22 protein-coding genes, 1 tRNA gene and 1 riboswitch are annotated in these 21,499 nt (G+C 62.6%); of the genes, 7 read left to right on the forward strand and 16 right to left on the reverse strand.

The annotated features are described in order from the left end of the window. Nucleotides 1-66 precede the first annotated feature (66 nt). Both AC0L2B_RS05270 and cobD read right to left on the reverse strand, forming a co-directional pair. On the reverse strand, nt 67-576 hold the full coding sequence (locus tag AC0L2B_RS05270; protein ID WP_473744485.1) for a tyrosine phosphatase family protein: 510 nt from the start codon (nt 574-576) through the stop codon (nt 67-69). Continuing rightward, nucleotides 573-1,628, reverse strand: coding sequence for a threonine-phosphate decarboxylase CobD (gene cobD, locus AC0L2B_RS05275; RefSeq protein WP_473744486.1), 1,056 nt, complete (start codon nt 1,626-1,628; stop codon nt 573-575). The genes AC0L2B_RS05270 and cobD overlap by 4 nt, the downstream gene beginning before the upstream one ends. Between cobD and cbiB the strand changes: the two genes are divergently transcribed. Next, on the forward strand, nt 1,627-2,595 hold the full coding sequence (cbiB, locus tag AC0L2B_RS05280) for an adenosylcobinamide-phosphate synthase CbiB (protein ID WP_473744487.1): 969 nt from the start codon (nt 1,627-1,629) through the stop codon (nt 2,593-2,595). The two genes, cobD and cbiB, sit on opposite strands and share 2 nt — an antisense overlap. 173 nt (nt 2,596-2,768) lie before the next feature. Here cbiB and cobO read toward each other — a convergent pair whose 3' ends face one another. From cobO to AC0L2B_RS05300, 4 genes are read right to left on the reverse strand one after another with little or no spacing between them, the layout of a single operon-like run. Further along, on the reverse strand, nt 2,769-3,383 hold the full coding sequence (gene cobO, locus AC0L2B_RS05285; RefSeq protein ID WP_473744488.1) for a cob(I)yrinic acid a,c-diamide adenosyltransferase: 615 nt from the start codon (nt 3,381-3,383) through the stop codon (nt 2,769-2,771). Between the two features lies 1 nt (nt 3,384). Continuing rightward, nucleotides 3,385-3,882, reverse strand: a complete 498-nt coding sequence (gene cobU, locus AC0L2B_RS05290; RefSeq protein WP_473744510.1) for a bifunctional adenosylcobinamide kinase/adenosylcobinamide-phosphate guanylyltransferase — start codon at nt 3,880-3,882, stop codon at nt 3,385-3,387. Between the two features lie 22 nt (nt 3,883-3,904). After that, complete coding sequence (locus AC0L2B_RS05295; protein WP_473744489.1) at nt 3,905-4,669, reverse strand: CbtA family protein; 765 nt, start codon at nt 4,667-4,669, stop codon at nt 3,905-3,907. A 15-nt stretch (nt 4,670-4,684) separates the two neighbouring features. After that, nucleotides 4,685-4,864, reverse strand: coding sequence for a CbtB domain-containing protein (locus AC0L2B_RS05300; protein WP_473744490.1), 180 nt, complete (start codon nt 4,862-4,864; stop codon nt 4,685-4,687). A 37-nt stretch (nt 4,865-4,901) separates the two neighbouring features. Next, nucleotides 4,902-5,111, reverse strand: a riboswitch (cobalamin riboswitch). Nucleotides 5,112-5,502: 391 nt separating this feature from the next. On the opposite strand from AC0L2B_RS05300, the gene AC0L2B_RS05305 reads away from it, so the two are divergent. Together AC0L2B_RS05305 and AC0L2B_RS05310 are read left to right on the forward strand one after the other, a co-directional pair. After that, nucleotides 5,503-6,495, forward strand: coding sequence for a heparan-alpha-glucosaminide N-acetyltransferase (locus tag AC0L2B_RS05305; RefSeq protein WP_128166963.1), 993 nt, complete (start codon nt 5,503-5,505; stop codon nt 6,493-6,495). Next, nucleotides 6,492-6,998 (forward strand): methyltransferase family protein, encoded by a 507-nt coding sequence (locus AC0L2B_RS05310; RefSeq protein WP_473744491.1) that lies wholly within the window; start codon nt 6,492-6,494, stop codon nt 6,996-6,998. The genes AC0L2B_RS05305 and AC0L2B_RS05310 overlap by 4 nt, the downstream gene beginning before the upstream one ends. 66 nt (nt 6,999-7,064) lie before the next feature. Here the strand turns inward: AC0L2B_RS05310 and AC0L2B_RS05315 are convergent, their stop codons facing one another. Continuing rightward, nucleotides 7,065-7,451, reverse strand: a complete 387-nt coding sequence (locus tag AC0L2B_RS05315) for a MerR family transcriptional regulator (protein WP_023685221.1) — start codon at nt 7,449-7,451, stop codon at nt 7,065-7,067. Nucleotides 7,452-7,587: 136 nt separating this feature from the next. Then, a complete protein-coding gene (gene mgtE, locus AC0L2B_RS05320; protein WP_023798879.1) occupies nt 7,588-9,000 on the reverse strand; it encodes a magnesium transporter in 1,413 nt (470 codons plus the stop codon). Nucleotides 9,001-9,397: 397 nt separating this feature from the next. Here mgtE and AC0L2B_RS05325 point away from each other — a divergent pair, with 397 nt between their 5' ends. Together AC0L2B_RS05325 and AC0L2B_RS05330 are read left to right on the forward strand one after the other, a co-directional pair. Next, nucleotides 9,398-10,729 (forward strand): glycosyltransferase family 4 protein, encoded by a 1,332-nt coding sequence (locus AC0L2B_RS05325; protein WP_236377083.1) that lies wholly within the window; start codon nt 9,398-9,400, stop codon nt 10,727-10,729. Beyond that, complete coding sequence (locus tag AC0L2B_RS05330) at nt 10,726-11,499, forward strand: HAD-IIB family hydrolase (protein WP_473744492.1); 774 nt, start codon at nt 10,726-10,728, stop codon at nt 11,497-11,499. The genes AC0L2B_RS05325 and AC0L2B_RS05330 overlap by 4 nt, the downstream gene beginning before the upstream one ends. Nucleotides 11,500-11,518: 19 nt before the next feature. Here the strand turns inward: AC0L2B_RS05330 and AC0L2B_RS05335 are convergent, their stop codons facing one another. Continuing rightward, complete coding sequence (locus tag AC0L2B_RS05335) at nt 11,519-13,231, reverse strand: GH32 C-terminal domain-containing protein (protein WP_287230290.1); 1,713 nt, start codon at nt 13,229-13,231, stop codon at nt 11,519-11,521. A gap of 410 nt (nt 13,232-13,641) precedes the next feature. Between AC0L2B_RS05335 and AC0L2B_RS05340 the strand changes: the two genes are divergently transcribed. Further along, on the forward strand, nt 13,642-14,571 hold the full coding sequence (locus AC0L2B_RS05340; protein WP_473744493.1) for a dihydrodipicolinate synthase family protein: 930 nt from the start codon (nt 13,642-13,644) through the stop codon (nt 14,569-14,571). A gap of 275 nt (nt 14,572-14,846) precedes the next feature. Here the strand turns inward: AC0L2B_RS05340 and AC0L2B_RS05345 are convergent. After that, a tRNA-Leu gene (locus AC0L2B_RS05345) sits at nt 14,847-14,931 on the reverse strand. A gap of 281 nt (nt 14,932-15,212) precedes the next feature. Here AC0L2B_RS05345 and lipB point away from each other — a divergent pair. Beyond that, nucleotides 15,213-15,956, forward strand: coding sequence for a lipoyl(octanoyl) transferase LipB (lipB, locus tag AC0L2B_RS05350; RefSeq protein ID WP_473744494.1), 744 nt, complete (start codon nt 15,213-15,215; stop codon nt 15,954-15,956). 176 nt (nt 15,957-16,132) lie between these two features. Here lipB and AC0L2B_RS05355 read toward each other — a convergent pair whose 3' ends face one another. The 6 genes from AC0L2B_RS05355 to mce form a co-directional block, all read right to left on the reverse strand. Next, nucleotides 16,133-16,549, reverse strand: a complete 417-nt coding sequence (locus tag AC0L2B_RS05355) for an endonuclease domain-containing protein (protein ID WP_473744495.1) — start codon at nt 16,547-16,549, stop codon at nt 16,133-16,135. A 352-nt stretch (nt 16,550-16,901) separates the two neighbouring features. Next, nucleotides 16,902-17,585 (reverse strand): ABC transporter ATP-binding protein, encoded by a 684-nt coding sequence (locus AC0L2B_RS05360; protein WP_174654574.1) that lies wholly within the window; start codon nt 17,583-17,585, stop codon nt 16,902-16,904. Beyond that, nucleotides 17,582-18,868: a lipoprotein-releasing ABC transporter permease subunit gene (locus AC0L2B_RS05365; protein ID WP_473744496.1), complete on the reverse strand. Its 1,287-nt coding sequence runs from the start codon at nt 18,866-18,868 to the stop codon at nt 17,582-17,584. The genes AC0L2B_RS05360 and AC0L2B_RS05365 overlap by 4 nt, the downstream gene beginning before the upstream one ends. Next, entirely contained in the window at nt 18,865-20,193 is a 1,329-nt protein-coding gene (gene proS, locus AC0L2B_RS05370; RefSeq protein ID WP_473744497.1) for a proline--tRNA ligase, read from the reverse strand. Before proS ends, AC0L2B_RS05365 begins: the two co-directional genes overlap by 4 nt. A gap of 575 nt (nt 20,194-20,768) precedes the next feature. After that, complete coding sequence (locus AC0L2B_RS05375) at nt 20,769-21,053, reverse strand: DUF1467 family protein (protein ID WP_023798870.1); 285 nt, start codon at nt 21,051-21,053, stop codon at nt 20,769-20,771. Beyond that, nucleotides 21,050-21,454: a methylmalonyl-CoA epimerase gene (mce, locus tag AC0L2B_RS05380; RefSeq protein WP_077383436.1), complete on the reverse strand. Its 405-nt coding sequence runs from the start codon at nt 21,452-21,454 to the stop codon at nt 21,050-21,052. The genes AC0L2B_RS05375 and mce overlap by 4 nt, the downstream gene beginning before the upstream one ends. Nucleotides 21,455-21,499: the final 45 nt, after the last annotated feature.

Here is a 21,499-nt window from a genome sequence, read left to right on the forward strand (position 1 = left end):
GCGATCACAGCACGAGTAGGTTGCTTGGTGGCTTGATGGATAAGCAACTGTCCTCAAGACTAGGAATCAGCCGTCGATCTTCAACTCGAAAGGCGTGCCCTCGAAGGCCTCGGCGCCGCGCCCGATCGCCTCGATCGCACGGGTCATGCGGCCGTTGCGATCGAGCAGCGCGTCGGCGACCGCGATCAGCCGCGGATTGGGTGTTGCCGTCGGCGACAGTGCACGCAGCGTCTCAGCCAACTCGACCTCGCAGCGCTGCGGCGCCAGTGCCGCCGCGATGATATAGGCCGAGGCCGTCGACCGGCTGATACCGGCATAGCAATGCACGACCAGCGGCCTTGCGCGATCCCATCGGCGCGCGAAATCGAGCAGGTTGCGAACATGCGCCTCGCCCGGCATGGTCATGCCCTCCTGCGCCACCGCGATATCGTGCATGACCAGATGCAGATGGTTTTCCTGGGCGATCGACGCCGGCCGCGTCACCTCGGTGCCGGCGGCCAGCAGCGAAAGCAACCGCTCGGCCCCGGTCTTCGCGACGGTTTCCTCGACTTTTGAAAGCGAACAGACATGGATCATTGCTGGACCTCGCTGGTGTTATCGTCGCGCTGTTGCGACCAGTCGGCAAGAGCCGATTCGAGCCGCTGCCATTCCTCGCCCCCGCCCGGCAGCCCGGCGCGCAGCACCTCCGGCCGGCCGGAAAAATGCCGAAGCAGGATGCCGCGCTCGCCAAGCACCGAAAACAGACCGGCGGCGTCCGCCAGTCTGATAAAGCGGAACAGGGTGGTGCCGCCGGCAACAGCAACGCCGAAGCGGCCGAACAGCGCATCGAGCCGTGCTGCATCCCTGGCCAGACGGCGCCGCATCTCGGACTGCCAACCGCTGTCGGCAAGCGCACGGATGCCATATTCGAGCGCCGGACCGGCAACCGCCCACGGCCCGAACTGCGCCTCCAGCCGTTCGACCGTTAGCGCGTCGGCCAATGCAAAGCCGAGCCGCAGGCCGGCAAGGCCAAAAAACTTGCCGAAGGAGCGCAGCACGACGATGCCGCCATGCTCGACATCGCCGGCCACGCTCTCGTCAAGCGGGCCGACATCCATGAACGCCTCGTCGACGACCAGCAACCCGCCTCTGGCGCGCAATCTTTCGGCAAGCGCAAGCAGCTTCTTGCGTTCGACGATGCGACCGTCCGGATTATTGGGGTTGACGACGATGGCAAGGTCGGCTCCTGCCAGGGCATCGAAATCGTCGACCTCCATCGCCGCATGGCCGGCGATTGCCGCTGCCCGCTGATGTTCGGCATAGGTCGGCCCGAGCACCAGCGCCTTGCCGGGGCTGACCAGCGAAGCGACGCGCGGCAACAGGATCTGCGTGCCCGGCGCTGCCACCACATTGGCCGCCGATGGTGCGCCATAGGCGCTCGCCGCGACATCGGCCAGATCACGGACCCGCGCAGCTTCCGGCAATCTCGACAGGGCGGTGGCGGGCAGCTCGAAAAACGGATAGGAGTGCGGATTGATACCGGTCGAGAGGTCGACGAAGGGCTGCGGCGCATGCGGAAAAAGCGCCCTCGCCCGGCCAAGGCTTCCGCCGTGATCCACCACTGCCGCCGCTCCATCAAGAGACTTCATGTCGATCCTGATCGCTTTCCTGTCATTGCTTGTTGAGTTCGCTGTCGGCTATCCCAGCTGGCTGCTCGGCGCCATCGGCCATCCCGTCACCTGGTTCGGCAGGCTGATATCCTTTCTCGACCGCAGGCTCAACCGCGATACTGATTCCGACGCCTTGCGCCGCCGGCGCGGTGTTCATGCGCTGCTGATCATCGTACTTGTGCCGGCCACCATCGCTTTCGCTGTGGAAACCATGCTTGCGGGCATTCCAGCCGGATTGATCCTCACCGCGCTCCTGGCGACATCGCTGCTGTCGCAGAAGAGCCTGGCCGAGCATGTCGAGGCGGTGGCCGACGGACTCGACAATGGCGGACTCGACATCGGTCGTGTTGCCGTCTCGCAGATCGTCGGCCGCGATCCGGAAAAGCTCGACAGAGCCGGCGTCTGCCGTGCGGCGATCGAAAGCCTGGCCGAGAATTTTTCCGACGGCGTCGTCGCGCCGGTCTTCTGGATCGGCATCGGCGGGCTGGCCGGCGGCGTCGCTTACAAGGCCGCTAACACCGCCGATTCGATGATCGGCCACCGCACGCCGCGCCATGAGGCTTTCGGCCGGGCGGCGGCGCGCTTCGACGATCTGATCAACCTGCCGGCGTCGCGGCTGACCGCGCTGCTCATCGTGCTGGCCGCCTTCCTCGTCAAAGACGCCGATGCCGGCAACGCCTGGCGCACCGTGCGGCGCGACGCGAAAAAGCACCGATCGCCCAATGCCGGCTGGCCTGAGGCGGCGATGGCCGGCGCGCTCGGCCTGGCGCTGGCCGGGCCGCGCTCCTACGACGGCGTCATGGTCGACGACGCGTTCATGGGCGAAGGCGGCCGCCGCGATGTCGAGAGCGTGGACATCAGACGAGCGCTAAGACTCTATCGGGTTGCCGACTTTCTGCTGATGGGACTGTTCGGCTTGCTGTCGGTGATCGTCATCGTTGCGTGACTGCGGCCTCCCCTTCTCCCCTTGTGGGAGAAGGTGGCCGCGAAGCGGCCGGATGAGGGGTGTTCCAGCTTGGTACCGACGGCGCTCCGTCCAGCAGCCCTCAACCGTCTTGGCGCTACGTGCCAATCCACCTTCTCCCACAAGGGGAGAAGGGAGAAGAGGCGAACGAAACCTCAGAACTCTATGCCTTGCTGCGCCTTCACGCCGGCGGAAAAGTGATGCTTGGTGACGCCCATCTCGGTGACCAGATCGGCGGCATCGACCAGCGCCTGCTTGGCGTTGCGGCCGGTGACGACGATATGCAGGTTTTCGCGGCGGCCCTTCAGCGCCGCCACCACCGTGTCGAGATCGAGATAGTCGTAGCGCAGCGCGATGTTCAACTCGTCGAGTACCAGCAGGCTGATCGATGGATCGGCCATCAGCTCGAGCACCTTGGCCCAGGCAGCCTCGGCGGCGGCGATGTCGCGCTTCAGATCCTGCGTTTCCCAGGTAAAACCCTCGCCCATCGTGTGCCAGACGACCCGGTCGCCGAAAGCGGCAAAGGCGTCCTTCTCGCCAGTATGCCATTTGCCCTTGATGAACTGGACGACGCCGACGCGCCTGCCGTAGCCGAGCATCCTCAGCGCCAGCCCGAAGGCGGCAGTGGTCTTGCCCTTGCCGGGCCCGGTGTTGACGATCAGCAGTCCCTTCTCGACCGTCTTGGCCGCGACCTCGGCGTCCTGCACCGCCTTGCGTTTGGCCATCTTGGCGCGGTGGCGTTGCTCGTCCCTGTCGTCGATATCGGTCATATCACTTCACCTTGAGCGGCAGTCCCGCCACCATCAGCAGTACTGTGCCGGCGACGGCGGCGACCTGCTGGTTGAGCCGGCCGGCGGCATCGCGGAACCGGCGGGCAAGCGCATTGTCGGGCACGATGCCCTGCCCGACCTCGTTGGAAACCACGAACCACGGCCCGCGCGGCCGCGACAGCACATCCGCCAGCCCTCGGCATTCGGCCTCAATGTCGCGTTCGGCCAGCATATGGTTGGACAGCCACAGCGTCAGGCAGTCGATCAGGACGGGCCGGCCGTCAGGCAGCCCCCCGATCGCGCCGACGAGATCGAGCGGCGCGTCGATGGTCGTCCAGCCGCAGCCGCGCCGCGCCCGGTGCAGCGCGATGCGTTCGCGCATCTCGTCGTCATAGGCTTGCGCCGTGACGATGTAGGTCCACGGCGCCGGACAGGCCTTCACCAGGCTTTCGGCATGCGCGCTCTTGCCCGAGCGTGCACCGCCGATGACCAGGGTCAGCTTGCTGCCTGGAGCAGCGCGATCAGGCAAGGCTGTCGCGCAGGCCGGTTGCGGCGCCGGTCAAGCGGCCGCGCACCACGCCGACGACAGCGCCGAGCACCAGCCAGAACACCAGATTGGTCAGCGTCACCGCCACCACGAACTGGTGGTGCAGGCCTTCCGGGATCGGCGATTCGAAACTGTCGGGCTGCGGCGCGCCGACAATATGCGGCGCCACGATCAACGCCACGGCAATCACCGCCAGCGGCAATGACTTGCGAAAGGCGAGCAGGCCGAGACCGGCCGCGGTCGCCACCACCGTTGCCGTCCACCAGATCTGGCGCTGGGCGAGATCGGCCGCCGGCATCGCCGGCAGTTCGGGCGGCAGGCCAAGGTTCGGGGCCAGCGTGAACACGGCAAAGCCGGCAAGGCCCCAGAACAGGCCCTGTCGCCAATTGCCGATGCCGCCGGCGAATTCCGAAGCGGCGACCAGGATCAGCGCAAAGCCGATGCCGGTGACGACGTTGGCAACGACGTTAAAGGCGAAGCGCTCGAAGCCATCGGCCGGCGCCCAGCCTTCCTCTTCCGCGGTGGCTGCTTCAGCCGGCACGGCGCTGCTCATGGCATTACTGCCTGCTGCGGCCGGCGACAAACCATGGTCATGCGTGTGACCACCGCCGGCCTGTTCGTAGACTTCCGCCTTGAGGATGAGTGGCACCGTGGCGTAGGCCTGCATGCAGGCGAGAACGACGCCGGCCACAAGCCCTGCGATCGCCGCGATGAACACGACGTTGCGAAACAGTGTCATGGTGTCAGCCCCTCGTCAGTGGCAGGGAAAGCCCGTCGAATGGCGATAGTCGTGAGCGGCATTGTGGACCGCATCGATGTGCGAGAAGCCGACAAAGCCCATGACGAAAACGCCGAGAAATGCAGCAAGCGCCAACTGCACAAAGCGCGACTGCGAGGAGACGGAAGCGCCGAGCGAGACGGAAGCGGTATTCATGTCTTGTCCTTTCGCCCTCCACCCGAGGGCATAGAAGTCAGTTCTCCTGTCGCCGGCAGGTCTCCTGGCTCGCGGATCAGCGCCCTTCCCCACCTTCCCGAAGAAGCTCTTCCCGAAGAAAATCTTCAGTGGCATATGGAGAGGACTACCGCACACAGTTGCGGGGGCAGCCACGGCATCGGGCGAATTTTGCCCCTACCGCATTCCCTCTTGGTTCCAAAACGGAACCGACGACGGCTGCGACTATAGGCAGAATCGCCGCGCCCGGCAAACCAAATTCCGCCAGCTAGCAGCGCGAATGCGCCGTGCCGGGAACCAGCTTGGTTCCTCTTCGCCGCGATCTTGATGGTTGAATCGTCGGCGCTGCCCCTCATCTGCCTGCCGGCATCTTCTCCCCGTATAGTGACGGGGAGAAGGGGGCTGTCATCGGCGGTTTCGCCAATCATCAGCGTCGCAAGGATGGCGCCGGGCGTTGCGGCCGGCTTCTTTCTCCCCGTCACTATACGGGGAGAAATGCCCGGCAGGGCAATGAGGGGCGGCGCCGGCTTCGACGCCCTGGGCATCAACGGGCCCTGTCTTCTTTTGTCCGGGGCAACCATGATAGTCGTCTTGCAGCACTGAATCAGAATTGCGAGATCATGACCATTCCTACGCCGGCCGTTCAGGACCGATCCAGGCGCATCATCGCTATCGACGTCGCCCGCGGCATCGCTTTGCTTGCCATGGCGAGCTACCATTTCACCTGGGATCTCGAATTCTTCGGCTACACCGATCCCGGCCTGACCGCCTTTGGCTGGTGGAAATTCTACGCGCGCTGCATCGCTTCGACCTTCCTGTTCCTGGTCGGCGTCAGCCTGTTCCTCGCCCATGGCAAGCAAATCCGCTGGAACGGCTTCTGGAAACGCTTCGCCATGGTCGGCGGGGCGGCGCTCGCCATATCGGCCGCCACCAGGCTTGCCACACCCGACAGTTTCATCTTCTTCGGCATCCTGCACGAGATCGCACTGGCCAGCCTGCTCGGCCTGGCGTTTCTGCGGCTGCCGGCGCTGCTGACGCTGGTTGTCGCAGCTTTCGTCATCACCGCGCCGCTCTACCTCAGGTCCGAGATCTTCGATCATCCGGCCCTGTGGTGGGTCGGCCTGTCGGCAACCAACCCGCGCTCCAACGATTATGTCCCGCTGTTTCCATGGTTCGGCGCTGTGCTTGCCGGCATCGCAGCGGCAAAGCTTGCCTTCGCCTCCGGCATGCTGACGCGGCTGGCGGGCCTGACGCCCGGCCGCTGGACTAATCCGCTGGTCTTTATCGGCCGGCACAGCCTCGCCTTCTATCTGATCCACCAGCCGGTGCTGATCGGCTCGGTCTGGCTGATTTCGCAAGTCATGCCGGCAGCGGTCGAAACCAGGCAGGTCACCTTCCTGAAAGAGTGCCAGGCATCGTGCGAGCAATCGCGCGACACGGAGTTCTGCAGCAGCTATTGTGTCTGCATGCTCGATACGCTCGAGGGCGAGGCCACGCTTGATCGGCTCTACCGCAACGACCAGGCTGCGGAATGGAAGGCGCATCTCGACGAGCTCGCCGGCGCCTGCACTGCCAAGGCCGACGGCACTTTGATGGAGGGAGGAGCACAATGACCGACCATCAGCAGAAACCGGGCCAACAGAAACCGGGACAGCAAAAACCGGGGTTTATACCGTGGCCGCCGCTGATCTATGTCGCGGCCATCGCCGTCAGCATCGCGCTTGGCTTGCTTTATCCGCTGCCATGGATCGGCGGTCTTTTGGGCGACATCCTGTTCGCGGCCGGCTGGGTGGCATTGTTCGGCGTCGTCGCACTCTGGTTCACGGCGATCCGCATCATGATCCGGGCAAAGACGACGCTCCACCCGAACGCCGTGCCGGACCATCTGGTGACATCGGGCCCCTTCGCCGTCAGCCGCAATCCGATCTATCTGGCCAACACGCTGCTGATGATCGGCGTCGCCCTTATCTCGGGGAACGTATGGTTCCTGCCGCTGGCGATCGTCGCCGCCTTCGCAACGCAGAAATTGGCGATCGAGGCCGAGGAAAAAGTTCTGGCAACGAAATTCGGCAAGAAATACCGGGATTACGCGAAAACTGTGCGGCGCTGGATTTGAGGCAGCAAGGTCTTTTTCAGAATTCGCTCTGGCTGGCCGCCAGAGTAGAATTATCAAAAAGGTCGATCAGGTGTTGACGCCGAGTTCCACCAGCCGCTCGACGCACGACTCTTCGGCCTGGTCGAGCTCAGCCAGGGTCTCTTCGAGATCGCGGCGCTTCTGGCGCAGATCCTCGCGCTTTTCCTCGATGCGCTTGATCATCAGGTTGAGCTGACCGACCTCGCCGGGCGGCTCCTTGTACATCTGGATGATTTCGCGGATCTCGTTGATCGAAAAGCCGAGCCTCTTGCCGCGCATGATCTGGCGGATCAGGTGCCGGTCCGACGGGCGAAACAGCCGCGTGCGGCCGCGCCGTACCGGCTGCACTAGCCCCTCGTCCTCGTAGAAGCGCAGCGTCCGCGTCGAAACATCGAATTCGCGGGTCAGTTCGGTTATCGAATAATATTCCCGCATCATCACTCCAAATGCCCGGCCGCGCTGCGGGTTCCAACCATGCGGCCTCGCTTTCCGCACGCGTTTCAGAATCGGCCAGAGGCTGTTCCAAAATCTCGCATGGCATTTACGTAAAAGTCAATTGAGTAGGCGTCGCTCACACGCCGAACCACCATGTGGCGAGGCCGAGAAAGGCAAAGAAGCCGACGACGTCGGTAACCGTCGTGACGAAAACCGCCGAAGCCACGGCCGGGTCGATCTTGAACCGGTCGAGCAGCAGCGGGATCAGGATGCCGGCCAGTGCGGCCACGAACATGTTGATGATCATCGCCGCGGCGATGATGCCGCCCAGATTGGGATCGCGAAACCAGGCGGCCGCGACGATGCCGATCAGGATGGCGAAGATGATGCCGTTGATGAAGCCCACCCCCATCTCGCGGCGGATGATGCGGCCGGCATTGTAGATGTCGAGGTCCCTCGTCGCCAGCGCCCGCACCGTGACCGTCATGGTCTGCGAGCCGGCATTGCCGCCCATGCCCGCCACGATCGGCATCAGCACGGCCAGCGCCACGATGTGCTCGATCGTGCGGTCGAACAGGCCGATCACCGAGGCCGCCAGGAACGCCGTCAAAAGGTTGACGAGCAGCCACGGAACGCGCGAGCGCGAGGTCGAAAGGATGCTGTCCGACAATTCTTCGTCGCCGACACCGCCCATGCGCAGCAGATCCTCCTCGGCTTCCTGCTGGATGACGTCGACCACGTCGTCGATGGTCAGCACGCCGACCAGCCGCTCGTTCTCGTCGACGACGGCAGCGGAGAGAAGGTCGTATTGTTCGAATTCGCGCGCCGCCTCCTCCTGGTCCATCGTCGCCGGAATGGCGTGCCTGGTCTCATGCATGACCTCTTCGACCTTGATCGAGCGCTTGGTGCGCAGGATCTGGTCGAGGTCGATGGCGCCGAGCAGCTTAAAGCTCGGATCGATGACGAAAATCTGGCTGAAGCGGTCGGGAAGGTTGTTGTCCTCGCGCATGTAGTCGATGGTCTGGCCGATCGTCCAGAATGGCGGCACCGCGACGAACTCGGTCTGCATGCGGCGACCGGCAGTCTCTTCGGGATAGTCGAGCGAGCGGCGCAGCCTGATCCGCTCGGTGAACGGCAGTTGCGACAGGATCTCGTCCTGGTCTTCCTTTTCGAGATCCTCGAGAATGTAGACCGCGTCGTCGGAATCGAGGTCCTGGACCCCCTGGGCAATCTGGGCGTTGGGCAGGCTGTCGACGATGTCGCGGCGGATAGCCTCGTCGACCTCGGTCAGCGCGGAAAAATCGAAGTCGGCGCCCAACAATTCGACCAGCGCGCGGCGCTGTTCTGGATGAAGCGCCTCGATCAGGTCGCCGAGTTCCGATTGGTGCAGGTCGTCGACTTCACGCTTTAGCGTCAGCGTGTCGCGATCGGCGATCGCGGCACCGATCTGGGCAAGGAACGACGATAGAATGGCGCCGTCCTCGCCATAGATGTCGGCGCTGTCCTCAGCGGTCCTGGCGCCGGTCGTCTGTTCGTCCTGGCCTTCCACAAGCGCCTCCCGCCATTCAGAATTCCGGAAAAGCTGCGTGTCAGGTCTAGCGCATGACCATGAAAATCGGAATCGATTTCCAGAAAGGATCATGAGCAGCGTCAAATTGCTACAGCGTCTGTCAGATTTCGAAGTCGATGTCAGCCGGCGCAATCATCCACCAATCGCACAACGTCTTCGGCTCTCCCATAAGCGTCGCGCCGAGGCTCCTCGGTATGTTCCCTATCGGCGTCTCTGGGGGCTACCATTGCGGGCGGAGTCAATATTCTCACCGACGTGCCACCAGCCTGGCGGCCGCCTGGCGCTTTCGACATTTGCGGATGGCGGCTGGAAACCTTATATAACCCAACTTGTGCATGCTGCGGCGTGCGCAGATCAATCGTAGAGAAGGATACAGATGCCGGACTCGGATGCGGCGATACCTCGAATTGCTCTCATTTCAACCCACGGCTACGTAGCAGCCAACCCGCCACTGGGCGCGGCCGATACCGGCGGACAGGTGGTCTATGTCCTGGAACTTGCCAAAAAGCTGGCCCAGTTGGGTTATGCCGTCGATATCTGGACGCGACGATTTGAAGACCAGCCTCCTGTCGATGAAGTGGCCGACGGGGTTCGCGTCCTGCGTGTCGCCTGTGGCGGACCCGATTTTATTCCGAAGGAATATCTCCACCGCCACCTTCTCGAGTGGTGTGAAAACGCGCTGCGCCTGATTCGCCGGGAAAATCTCTCCTACGACTTCATCAACAGTCACTACTGGGATGCGGGCGTGGCGGGGCAGCGGCTGTCCGAAGCGCTCAATATCCCGCACATCCATACGCCGCATTCGCTTGGCATATGGAAGCAGCGCCAGATGAAGACCGACTACCCTGACAAGGCCGATACGTTCGAGGCCGAGTTCAATTTCAGCGAGCGCATAAAGCACGAGACGATCATCTATCGAAGCTGCGCCATGGTGATCGCAACAACGCCGCCGCAGGTCGACATGCTGGTCGAGGACTACAGCCTCGAGCGCGACCGCGTGCACATGATCCCGCCCGGTTACGACGACAACCGGTTCTTCCCCGTCAGCGAGGCGTCTCGTCGGTTGATCCGCCATCGGCTCGGCTTCGAAGGGCGAACGGTCCTGGCGCTCGGCCGGCTCGCCACCAACAAGGGCTACGACCTGCTGATCGATGCGTTTTCCGTGGTGGCGCCGCGTGTGCCGGATGCGGTCCTGAGGCTCGCTGTCGGCGGCGAGAACATGGACGAGCAGGAACAGAAGATCCTCAACCAGCTCAAGCAACAGGTCGAACAGCTAGGCTTGCAGGATCGTGTCGTCTTCTCCGGCTATGTTGCCGACGAGGACCTGGCCGACACCTATCGGGCGGCGGACATGTTCGTCCTATCGAGCCGCTACGAGCCGTTCGGCATGACCGCGATCGAGGCAATGGCTTGCGGAACGCCGACCGTGGTTACGATCCATGGCGGCCTCTATCGCGGGATCAGCTATGGCCGGCATGCGCTTTTTGGCGATCCTTTCGACAAGGAAGATCTCGGCATCACCATCGTCAAGCCGATGAAGCACCAGCGCCTCTACGGCCGTCTGGGCCGCATGGGCGCGCACAAGGCGCGCAGCCTGTTCACCTGGACAGGCATCGCGCAGCAGCTGGTCAGCCTTGTCGAAGGACGTCCGGTGCTGAAGGCGGTCGACGACCATGATTGGGACGAGCCGTGGAACGACGGCGATTGAAACCGATCGCGCTTTTGTCGAGTGATCTCGACGGGACCCTGGCTGGCGATGCGCCGGCGACGTCACGCTTTCGGTTGAAATGGGAGGCGCTCGATCCCGAGCACCGGCCGGTTCTCGTCTACAACAGCGGTCGCCTGGCCGACGATATCTTGAACTTCGTCGACGAAGTAGCCCTGCCGGCGCCGGACTATGTGATCGGCGGTGTCGGCACGATGCTCGCCGGTCCGCGGCACACCTCGCGCCCCGCACACTTTACTGATTTGGGGCATTTTACCCAAAGATTTTCGGAAGGCTGGTCGCTTGAAAAGATCGATGCGGTGCTCGGGTCGCTCAAAGACACCGTCCGCCAACCCGACGGCTATCAGCACGCCTTCAAATCGAGCTGGTACCTGCTCGACGCAAGTCCGGAAGCCCTTGCCAGCATCGAGCGTGCTTTGGCCGAGGCCGACCTGTCGGTGACGATGGTTTATTCGAGCGGACGCGATCTCGACATCCTGCCGCGCTCAGCAGACAAGGGCCAGGCGCTGGCCTGGCTCTGCAATGAGCTCGGCATCGGCCTCGATGAGGTGGTCGTCGCCGGCGATACCAACAACGACCGCAGCATGTTCGAGCTGCCCGGTGCGCGCGGGATTGTCGTTGCCAATGCCCTTCCCGAACTGCTTGACATGGCGCGGGCCAACCCGCTGATCTACAGCGCCAAGGGACAGTTCGCCCTTGGCGTCGTCGAAGGCCTCGTTCATTGGTCGGTGTTTGCGGACGCCCGATCCTGAGCTGGAAATATTCTCGTTGTCACGGTTTGAGGGCCCACACCGTCGCGTGTAGAATGGCGCCAGTTTCGGCGATGAGACGTGCCGATTGCACCGGCTCAAAACCGCTGATCCGCTTCGTGCCGGCCCAACGACCGCGATCCGCAAAAACCTCGATCGATCCGTAGTCGAGGAATATCCGCAGCCGTTTTGGACGGGCTCCCTTGGCAATATAGTGAGGGGATTCCACTGCGTCGTCTCCATGACGAATGGCAAGTCCCTCGTCGTCGACGACAACCTCGAGCCGAACGGTTGGATGTTGCAGCTTCAGGTGGAAATGGGCACCCGGCTTTTCCAGCTCGAACAGGATTTCGACGGCGCCGTTGATAAAGCTTACCTGCTCTCCGGCTGCGAGGCGTGTCCGGTCCAGAATATGGCTCCGCAGGCTCTCGGCAGCGCCGATGGGCGGGGTGTGCAACTCGCCTGCAGACAGATGGATATTGCGAGGCAACGTCATGGCTGTGGGGAAATCGATTGCCGGCCCGGTGTCGGCCCAGTTGGCAAGCCAGCCTATGCCGACAATGGCATCGCCGTCGGCGAAGGCCTGGAAGGCGTAATTATCCGTCCCGAAGTCCAGTTCCTGTTCGAATTCCTTGGCAAAGGTCCGACCATCGAACCAGCCGACAATGGCCATTGTCAGGTTCTTGCGCCGGGTCGACTGGTCTTCACTGTTCATCAGCCCGAGAATCAGGACCCAGCGCGTCGCTGGGTCGGTCGCAGGCCCGTCGAGCGGCAGCAGACAGGGACATTCGATCGCCGTCGTCCGATAGTGTTTCTCGACCAGAAGCTTGCCGACATACGTCCATCCGGTGGCGGCCGTATGGTCACGGGTTTCGTAGAGCAGGACAACGCCGCCTTCATCGCTCTGGCTGCCCAGCAGCATTTTCCAAAGGCCATCCGGTCCCCTGAAGACGTATGGGTCACGAAAATCCGCTGTCAATCCCTGGTCAAGCGGGCGGTATGGCAGGATGACGTGCGCGTCTCCCGCCATGATGAGGTCGCTGGAAGTGGCCGTGAGTTGGATCTGCTGTTCCGGGATACGGTCCTGTACCTGCTCGGTGAAAAAGACGCGAATGCCCGGGCCATCGGCAAGCGGGATGGCCGAGCCGGAATAGGCGCCGCCCCGTTTGTCGGGCCTGGCGGTGAGATCTTCCGACGGAAACAGGAAGATTGGCATGTGACGCCACCGCAAATAATCCGAAGAGACGGCGTGCCCCCAATGCATCGTGTTCCAGCGAAGGCCATGCGAATAATGCTGATAGAACAGATGTGGGCGGCCTCCAAACCGGCCAAATCCGTTCGGATCGTTCATCCAGCCGAACGGCGGACGAAAATGATAGCTGTCGGGGATGTTCGGCGGGGCATTTCCCGGATTGGTGTGGAGAACTGTAATGCCGGTCTCCAGCACGTCGGCCAATGCGAACCAGTAGGCAACCGAAACCGAGGTCTGATCCGCATCGTAATCCAGTTCGACACTGCCGCCGCCGAAGACGTGAAAAATTCTGAATTCATGCTCTTCGGCGTTCGCGACGCTCACCTCGCCGAACTTGCCGCGAACGTTGGAAAACGACAGCGAGCCTGGAACGTCCGGCCTGGTCGCCTTGAGCCAGATATGGAAGGTGGCGTTGACCGGCAGATCGGCATGCAGGCTTCGAATGGTGTTCCCGGCCGCAATCCTTACCTGGCTGTCACTCATAAATAGGGCTCCGTTGCGTGCGGCTTTCCCAGGCAAAACCGGATGCTCGACCTGGAATGCATTGCAGAAGGTTAAGGCTGGATTTTGACTTTGGCAAAGTCATTCCCCAGGATCGACAGTCCTTGAGGTCAATCGCCGCACGGATCGCCGCCTGCAACTGCTGAACTCGCGGCGTAAGAAGGTTGACGGCTCGCAGAGCATGATTGCATTGTCCGACGGCGTAACACCTTCTCTTTTCCGCGGGTTTCGACCCGCGGCGCAATCCTGTGCGGCCATTGTCCAGATCGGCCAACCAGTTGTCCGCATACGATGGAACGACGAACGGGACCCCGCCCGTCCGGACCGACTGCCGGGTTGGATCGGACCGTCGGTCCTGCGCTATGATTGAAAGCTGGATTTAGGAGGAACTCATGGCCATCGGCCCTGACACCAAAGGCGTCTACACCATTGCCCCGACGCCGTTCGAGGCGGATGGCAAGATCGACTGGGAATCGCTTGATTCGATGGTCGATTTCTACGAGCGCTGCGGCGTCGATGGGATGACAATCCTCGGCATCATGGGTGAGGCCCCGAAGCTCGACGCCGGCGAATCGATCGAGATCGTCGAACGTGTCGTGGCGCGCACCAGGCTGCCGGTCATCGTCGGCGTCTCCGCCCCTGGCTTCGCAGCCATGCGCAGCCTTGCGCGCGCCGCGATGGAGCTTGGCGCGCAGGGCGTGATGATCGCGCCGCCGCCGGCGCTGCGCACCGACGACCAGATCGTCACCTACTTCCGCAACGCATCCGAAGCGGTCGGCGAGGATGTTCCTTTCGTCCTGCAGGATTATCCGCTGACCCTCTCGGTGATCATGACGCCGGCCGTCATCCGCCGCATCGTCACTGACAACCCGGCCTGCTTCATGCTCAAGCACGAGGACTGGCCGGGCCTGGAGAAGATCAGCGCGCTGCGCGGCTTCCAGAAGGACGGCTCGCTGCGGCCGCTGTCGATCCTTACCGGTAATGGCGGCCTCTTTCTCGACTTCGAGATGGAGCGCGGTGCCGACGGCGCGATGACCGGCTATGCCTTCCCCGATATGCTGGTCGACATGGTGAAACTGTCCGCCGCCGGCGAGCGCGACAAGGCGCACGATCTTTTCGACGCCCACCTGCCCTATCTGCGCTATGAGCAGCAACCCGGCGTGGGGCTTGCGGTACGAAAATATGTGATGATGAAGCGCGGCGCCATCGCGTCGGACGCCCAGCGCAAGCCGGGCAGTGCATTGTCGGCGGCGGCCAGACAAGAGGTCGACTATTTGCTCATGCGGCTGGAAAATCGCGTCCGCAAACAAGCCTTGAGATAACGCACTAGCGGGCGATTTGCCGCGCAATCACATCAATAGCCGCTCGCCTGGAAAGCGCATTTTTCGCCGCGCATTGCCAAGTATCCGTTTCGCGGCACGGTTCGGTCTTTGAAGCGGCTGGCAAGTAACGGCGGGTCAAACCACTCGGTCAGTGCGCGGCATCCGCACCAACCAGCAGCGGGTTCGTGCAGGTTTCAGCTTGCACAAACAGTTTTGGAAGAACTACGGCGAAACAGAAAATCGCACAATAAAAATAACAGCTTGTTGGATAAAGCTGGTGCGGTCGAGAAGACTCGAACTTCCACGGGTTGCCCCACAGCGACCTCAACGCTGCGCGTCTACCAATTCCGCCACGACCGCACGTGGTAGGAGCCGGAACGAACCGGCTCGCGGCGTGTAGCAAATCGTTTCCGGCGAAACAAGGGCGCGTCGCGCAATAATTGCCCGGGCTTCGGCATAACCCTCCAAAGAGCTGAAACGCGCTCGCAACTGGACGTTTCAGCCGATTGCCGCCATATGTGGGGCTAATGCATGTCGCCCAAAAGTGCGCAGCGGTTTTGGGACAACGACATGCACAAATCAAGAATCTAAAGCGCGCCACGGTTCCCTTCAAACGCGGCGCGCTTTAGACGAGACACACCATGACAGAACGCAGCCAGATCGCCACGTCGTTCCTGCCCCTGCCCGGTTCGGCGCCGGTCGAATGGCGGATCGAACCCGGCCTCACCGCCTATCCGGATGCGCTTACCGTGATGGAGGCGCGTGCCGAAGCGATCCGAGGCGGCGCCGCCGGCGAGATGGTCTGGCTGGTCGAGCACCCGCCGCTCTACACCGCCGGCACCAGCGCCCGCATCGAGGACCTGATCGAGCCCGACCGTTTCCCGGTGTTTGCAGCTGGGCGCGGCGGCGAATACACCTATCATGGGCCAGGCCAGCGGGTCGCCTATGTGATGCTCGACCTGAAGCGGCGGCGCGAGGACGTCCGCGCCTTCGTCGCGGCACTTGAACAATGGATCATCGGCACGCTGGCCGCTTTCAACGTGCGCGGCGAACGGCGCGAGAACCGTGTCGGCGTCTGGGTGGTGCGGCCGGATCGCCCCGCCCTGCCCGACGGATCGCTCGCCGAGGACAAGATCGCCGCCATCGGCATCAGGCTGAGGCGCTGGGTGAGCTTTCACGGCATCGCCATCAATGTCGAGCCGGATCTCAGCCACTTCAGCGGCATCGTGCCGTGCGGTGTGCAGGACCACGGCGTCACCAGCCTCGTCGACCTCGGCCTCCCCCTGGCAATGGCCGATCTCGATGTCGCGCTGAAATCCGCCTTCGAGGATGTCTTCGGACCCACCGCAGCTCTGCTTGTCGAAACGGCCCGCAAGGCCGGCTGAAGCATTTCGTTAGCCCAACGCCTGTGCCAGCCTCAATGCAGGCGCACCGCCCCCCATCTCACGCAATGGCGGCGACAAGGCTTACGGGACGACGAGTGGGAATCTGGCTCGACGCTGACGCCCCCTCTCCCCGTTCTTCACGGGGAGAGGGTAAGGGTAAGGGGCGGCGCGAACGATCAAGGACATGTCTCTCCATAGCCTTTGGCGGCAACAAATCGAAGATCATGCGTTTCGATACGGCGTTCGAGGCGTCCTTCGATCGCAGCCAATATTGTTTCAAGAACTTCTTCGCGGTCCTTCAGTACGTCGACGTTCCAAAAGCGCAGCATGGACCAGCCATTCGAGACGATGAAGCGATCCCGGATTCGATCATGATTGCTGCCGACATGCTGACTCCCGTCAACTTCGACGACAAGCTGGCACTCCCTGCAGGCGAAGTCGGCGAAATAGAAGCCTATCGGAAACTGCCGCACGAATTTGTGGCCGTTCAGCCTGCGGTCACGCAGTTCCATCCAGAGCGCGGTTTCGGCGTCATTGTCCGATTGACGCAAGCATCTCGCTCGGCTCGTCGTCTCGAATTCTGGTCCACGCATGCGCTGCCCCTCACCCTTACCCTCTCCCCGTGAAGGAACGGGGAGAGGGGGGCGTCAGCGTCGAGCCACATCTTCAGAAATCCTCACATCGCTCCGATCCAGATCGCCATGGAAATGAGAAACGTGCTCATGCACACCAGTGACACGACATCCTGAACAAGACCGGTCATAACGCTCTCCTGTTTTCAGTATGTTCGCATTTTGTTCTGATTCTGTTCGAATGTCAACGGCCTCAGTCAAAGCGTGTCGTGAAATTCGGGCGCTCAGTTCGGCACGGTTAAGGAAAGGTTGAGAACGGATTTCACTGTTTCCGCGCTGGCTGCGCGTGGGGAGATGCAGCCAGACAGCACACCTAAAGCGGAACAACCTTGCCGTCGGCGAGCGTGACGCGACGGTCCATGCGCGAGGCAAGTTCGTGATTGTGGGTGGCGATCAGCGCCGCCAGGCCCGACTGCCGGACCAGCGCCCCCAGTGCCTCGAACACATAGGAGGCGGTGACCGGGTCGAGGTTGCCGGTCGGCTCGTCGGCCAGCAGCACCAGCGGCGCATTGGCGACGGCGCGCGCGATGGCGACGCGCTGTTGCTCGCCGCCGGACAGTTCGGACGGCCGGTGCTGCGCGCGCTTGCCAATCTGCATGTAGTCGAGCAGTTGCGCCGACCGCTCGGCAGCCTCCTTGCGCGTCAGCCCTTTTATCAGTTGCGGCATCATGATGTTTTCCAGCGCCGTGAACTCCGGCAGCAGGTGATGGAACTGATAGACGAAGCCGACATCGTTGCGGCGGATCGCCGTGCGCTCGTCGTCGGAAAGCCGCCCGCAGGCGCGGCCGGCCAGAATGACATCGCCGGCGTCCGGCCGCTCCAGCAGTCCGGCGGTGTGCAACAGCGTCGATTTGCCGGTGCCCGAAGGCGCCACCAGCGCCACGATCTCACCGCGCTTCAACGAAAAATCGGCGCCGTTGAGGATGGTCAGCTTGCGCGGCCCCTGGACATAATGCCGCTCGACGCTCTTCAGTTCGATAATGGCCTCGGCCATCATTCGTACCTCAGCGCTTCGACCGGATCGAGCCTGGCCGCGCGCCATGCCGGAAACAGGGTCGCCAGGAACGACAGTACCAGCGCCATCAGTACCACCGAGATCGTCTCGCTGGCGTCCATGCGGGCAGGCAACTGGCTCAGGAAGTAGAGCTCGGGATTGAACAGCCTTTCGCCGGCCAGCCAGGAGAAGAACTGGCGAATGCGCTCGACGTTCAGGCAGATTACAACGCCGAGCAGGACGCCGGCAAGGGTGCCCACCACGCCGATCGCCGCCCCCGTCATCAGGAAGATGCGCAGGATCGCGCCGCGCGTGGCGCCCATGGTGCGCAGGATGGCGATATCGTGGCCCTTGTCCTTGACCAGCATTATCAGCCCCGAAATGATGTTGAGCGCCGCGACCAGCACGATCAGCGTCAGGATCATGAACATGACGTTGCGCTCCACTTGCAGCGCATCGAAGAATGTCCGGTTTCGTTCTCGCCAGTCGACCATGGTGATCGGCCGCTGCGATGCCTCCTCGACCTTGGGCTTCAGCGCGTCGACATTGTCGGGATTGTCGACATAGATCTCGATCGCCTGGGCCCGGCCATCCATGTTGAAATAGAGCTGCGCTTCCGAAAACGGCATGTAGACAATGGAGCTGTCATATTCCGACATGCCGACCTCGAAGATCGCCGTGATCGGGTAACCCTTCATGCGCGGTGTCGTGCCGAGCGGCGTCACATCGCCGTCGGGCGCGATCAGCGTGATGGTGTCGCCGAGCACAAGCCCGAGATTGTCGGCCATGCGGCTGCCGATGGCGACGCCCTCGCCTGTGTCGAAGCCGGCGATCGAGCCCTGCTTGATATTGTTGGCGACGATTGAAATCTTGCCCAGATCCTCGCCGCGTATGCCGCGCACCAGCGCCCCTGATCCGCCGCCGACATTGCCTTGCGCCAGCACCTGCCCGTCGATCAGCGGAATGGCGTATTGGACGCCGGGCACGCCGTTGATGCGGCCGGCGACCTGCGCATAGTCCTCCAGCGGCATGTCGAGCGGCTGCACGATCAGATGGCCGTTGACGCCGAGGATGCGCGTCAGGAGCTCGGCGCGAAAGCCGTTCATGACAGCCATCACGACGATCAGCGTGGCGACGCCCAGCATGATGCCGAGGAACGAGATCGAGGCAATGACGGAGATCACCGTCTCCTTGCGGCGCGAGCGCAGATAGCGCCACGCGACCATGCGTTCGAACACGGAAAAAGCTCCGGCGGCCATGGGTTTAGCTGCTGCCGCTCCACTCATCCGGCAAAACCGAAGCGTTTCTTCACGTCTTCGATCGGCAGCGTCTCACGCTCGCCGTTCCTGCGGTTCTTGATCTCGACCTCGCCGGCGGCCACGCCGCGCGGCCCGACGATCACCTGCCACGGCAGTCCGATCAGGTCGGCTGTGGCGAACTTGCCGCCCGGCCGCTGATCGGTGTCGTCGTAGAGCACGTCCTTGCCGACGGCGACAAACGCCGCATGGAGTTCATCGCAGATGCGGTCGCAGTCGGCGTCGCCGGCTTTCATATTGATCAGGCCGATGTCGAAAGGCGCCACCGCCTCCGGCCAGATGATGCCGTTGTCGTCGTGGCTGGCCTCGATGATCGCCGCGACCAGCCGCGTCGGGCCGATGCCGTAGGAACCTCCGGAGGCAAAATGATCCTTGCCGTCGGGCCCGGTCACCTTGGCGCCCATCGGCTTCGAATATTTGTCGCCGAAATGGAAGATGTGGCCGACCTCGATGCCGCGCGCCGAGACGCGATCGCTTGTCGCGACCTTCTCCCACGCCGCCTCGTCGTGCATCTCGTCGGTCGCCGCATAGGGCGTCGTCCATTTCTTGACGATGTCGCCGATCTCGGCATCGTTGGAGAAGTCCGTGTCTGCCCCCGGCACGTCAAGCGCGAGATAGTCGCGATGGCAATAGACCTGGCTCTCGCCGGTGTCGGCCAGGATGATGAATTCGTGGCTGAGATCGCCGCCGATCGGCCCGGTGTCGGCACGCATCGGGATTGCCTGCAGCCCCATGCGCGTGAACGTCCTGAGATAGGACACGAACATCCTGTTATAGGCCGCCCTGGCGCCTTCGAAATCGAGATCGAAGGAATAGGCGTCCTTCATCAGGAACTCTCTGCTGCGCATGACGCCGAAGCGCGGCCGCACCTCGTCGCGGAACTTCCACTGGATGTGATAGAGATTGAGCGGCAGATCCTTGTAGGACTTCACATAGGCGCGGAAAATCTCGGTGACCACCTCCTCGTTGGTCGGCCCATAGAGCATGTCCCGATTCTGCCGGTCCTTGATGCGCAGCATCTCCTTGCCATAGTCGTCATAGCGGCCGCTTTCGCGCCACAGCTCGGCCGACTGGATGGTCGGCATCAGGATCTCAAGCGCGCCGGCCCGGTCCTGCTCCTCGCGAACGATCCGGCAGACCTTGTCCAGCACCCTCTTGCCGAGCGGCAGCCAGGAAAAACTGCCTTGCCCCTGCTGGCGGATCATGCCGGCGCGCAGCATCAGCCGGTGCGAGACGATTTCGGCCTCGCGCGGATTTTCTTTAAGGATAGGCAGGAAATAGCGCGACAAACGCATGGACCGGTCCGTGAGAGAGAGGATTGCCGCACCGGAATCGGCGCAGCGCAGGCTTGCTTGCCCCGGCTTCATAGCCATTTCATGACGGAATGGAAACCCGCCCCCCAAAGCCAACTGGCAGCCAACTGGGCGCCCGATGGGGCGTCGCAAAGGCGCCGCAGTGCCGCGTTCGCCTTGCTGGTCGTTTTGCAAGCAACGCGTGCCATACTATTGTGCAGTGCAGCACGAGATTGCTTATTTCCGGGCAAAATTCTGCGTGACATTTTCACCCGGCTTGGTCTAATGTGCGCCGATAAACGAGAGGGCGGAAAGAAATCTGCTCTCCTACGCGGTCAAAGTCTTGGGAGGATGCGATCTAGGCGCGGTTACTCGCTGCCGCCGAATACCGGAAACAGATCGGACGCGTTTAAATTGCAAGGCCTCGTGCCTTGCATTTTTTTTGTGCAATCATTTGGTTAGCACGACAAATTGCTAAACCGCTTTACCTTGCGTCAGCACAGCCGGTTCGAAACCTGCATCGGCTTCCTGCCCGGATTGGTGCTCGCATGCAAGATGTGGCCAGCCGTACCGGCGGTCTAGTTTTCGGGACTCCGGCTGAAATCCGGCACGATGTGCGGGATGTCGTCGATGCCGAGGCCGAGCCCCCGCGTCATGCCATAAAAGATGCCAAGCAGAACCAGCGTGACGATCGTCGTCCGCAGCACCGCACGCAGCATATGCGGTCCGCGCGGCGCGCTGGATACCGTGCCCAGCGTCACGTCCTCATCCTCGTCCTGCGTTCTCAGGCTGAACGGCAGGATGGCGAACAGCACCACCCACCATGTGATGAAGAACAGGGCGAGAAATGAAACCCAGCTCATGCTTGCTCCAGTTCGACCAGCGTGCCGAAGAAATCCTTGGGATGCAGGAACAGCACCGGCTTGCCGTGCGCGCCGGTCTTCGGGTTGCCGTCGCCGAGGACGCGGGCGCCGCTGGCGATGAGGTGATCACGCGCGGCAAGAATGTCGTCGACCTCATAGCACAGATGATGCATGCCGCCCGAGGGGTTCTTCTCGAGGAATGCCGCGATCGGCGAACCCTCACCAAGCGGCTCCAGCAATTCGATCTTGGTATTGCCGACATCGACGAACACCACCGTCACGCCATGCTCCGGCAGCGCCTGCGGCGCCGTCACCCGAGCGCCGAGCGTGTCGCGATAAGCCGCTGTCGCCGCAGCCAGATCCGGCACGGCAAGCGCGACATGGTTCAGGCGTCCAAGCATTGGAACTCCAAAAGTTAGGGGAGTAGGGCAGTAGGGGAATAGGGG

Source organism: Mesorhizobium sp. WSM4815, from assembly GCF_055811575.1.

Excerpts from the sequence above, each read along its gene's own strand:
- proS (WP_473744497.1), bottom strand. The coding sequence starts at position 20,193 with ATGCGTTTGTCGCGCTATTTCCTGCCTATCCTTAAAGAAAATCCGCGC.
- cobO (WP_473744488.1), bottom strand. The coding sequence starts at position 3,383 with ATGACCGATATCGACGACAGGGACGAGCAACGCCACCGCGCCAAGATG.
- AC0L2B_RS05315 (WP_023685221.1), bottom strand. The coding sequence starts at position 7,451 with ATGCGGGAATATTATTCGATAACCGAACTGACCCGCGAATTCGATGTT.
- AC0L2B_RS05300 (WP_473744490.1), bottom strand. The coding sequence starts at position 4,864 with ATGAATACCGCTTCCGTCTCGCTCGGCGCTTCCGTCTCCTCGCAGTCG.
- AC0L2B_RS05270 (WP_473744485.1), bottom strand. The coding sequence starts at position 576 with ATGATCCATGTCTGTTCGCTTTCAAAAGTCGAGGAAACCGTCGCGAAG.
- AC0L2B_RS05295 (WP_473744489.1), bottom strand. The coding sequence starts at position 4,669 with ATGACACTGTTTCGCAACGTCGTGTTCATCGCGGCGATCGCAGGGCTT.
- AC0L2B_RS05325 (WP_236377083.1), top strand. The coding sequence starts at position 9,398 with ATGCCGGACTCGGATGCGGCGATACCTCGAATTGCTCTCATTTCAACC.
- cobD (WP_473744486.1), bottom strand. The coding sequence starts at position 1,628 with ATGAAGTCTCTTGATGGAGCGGCGGCAGTGGTGGATCACGGCGGAAGC.
- AC0L2B_RS05335 (WP_287230290.1), bottom strand. The coding sequence starts at position 13,231 with ATGAGTGACAGCCAGGTAAGGATTGCGGCCGGGAACACCATTCGAAGC.
- AC0L2B_RS05355 (WP_473744495.1), bottom strand. The coding sequence starts at position 16,549 with ATGCGTGGACCAGAATTCGAGACGACGAGCCGAGCGAGATGCTTGCGT.
- lipB (WP_473744494.1), top strand. The coding sequence starts at position 15,213 with ATGACAGAACGCAGCCAGATCGCCACGTCGTTCCTGCCCCTGCCCGGT.
- AC0L2B_RS05365 (WP_473744496.1), bottom strand. The coding sequence starts at position 18,868 with ATGAGTGGAGCGGCAGCAGCTAAACCCATGGCCGCCGGAGCTTTTTCC.
- cbiB (WP_473744487.1), top strand. The coding sequence starts at position 1,627 with ATGTCGATCCTGATCGCTTTCCTGTCATTGCTTGTTGAGTTCGCTGTC.
- AC0L2B_RS05310 (WP_473744491.1), top strand. The coding sequence starts at position 6,492 with ATGACCGACCATCAGCAGAAACCGGGCCAACAGAAACCGGGACAGCAA.
- mce (WP_077383436.1), bottom strand. The coding sequence starts at position 21,454 with ATGCTTGGACGCCTGAACCATGTCGCGCTTGCCGTGCCGGATCTGGCT.
- AC0L2B_RS05360 (WP_174654574.1), bottom strand. The coding sequence starts at position 17,585 with ATGATGGCCGAGGCCATTATCGAACTGAAGAGCGTCGAGCGGCATTAT.
- AC0L2B_RS05340 (WP_473744493.1), top strand. The coding sequence starts at position 13,642 with ATGGCCATCGGCCCTGACACCAAAGGCGTCTACACCATTGCCCCGACG.
- AC0L2B_RS05375 (WP_023798870.1), bottom strand. The coding sequence starts at position 21,053 with ATGAGCTGGGTTTCATTTCTCGCCCTGTTCTTCATCACATGGTGGGTG.
- AC0L2B_RS05305 (WP_128166963.1), top strand. The coding sequence starts at position 5,503 with ATGACCATTCCTACGCCGGCCGTTCAGGACCGATCCAGGCGCATCATC.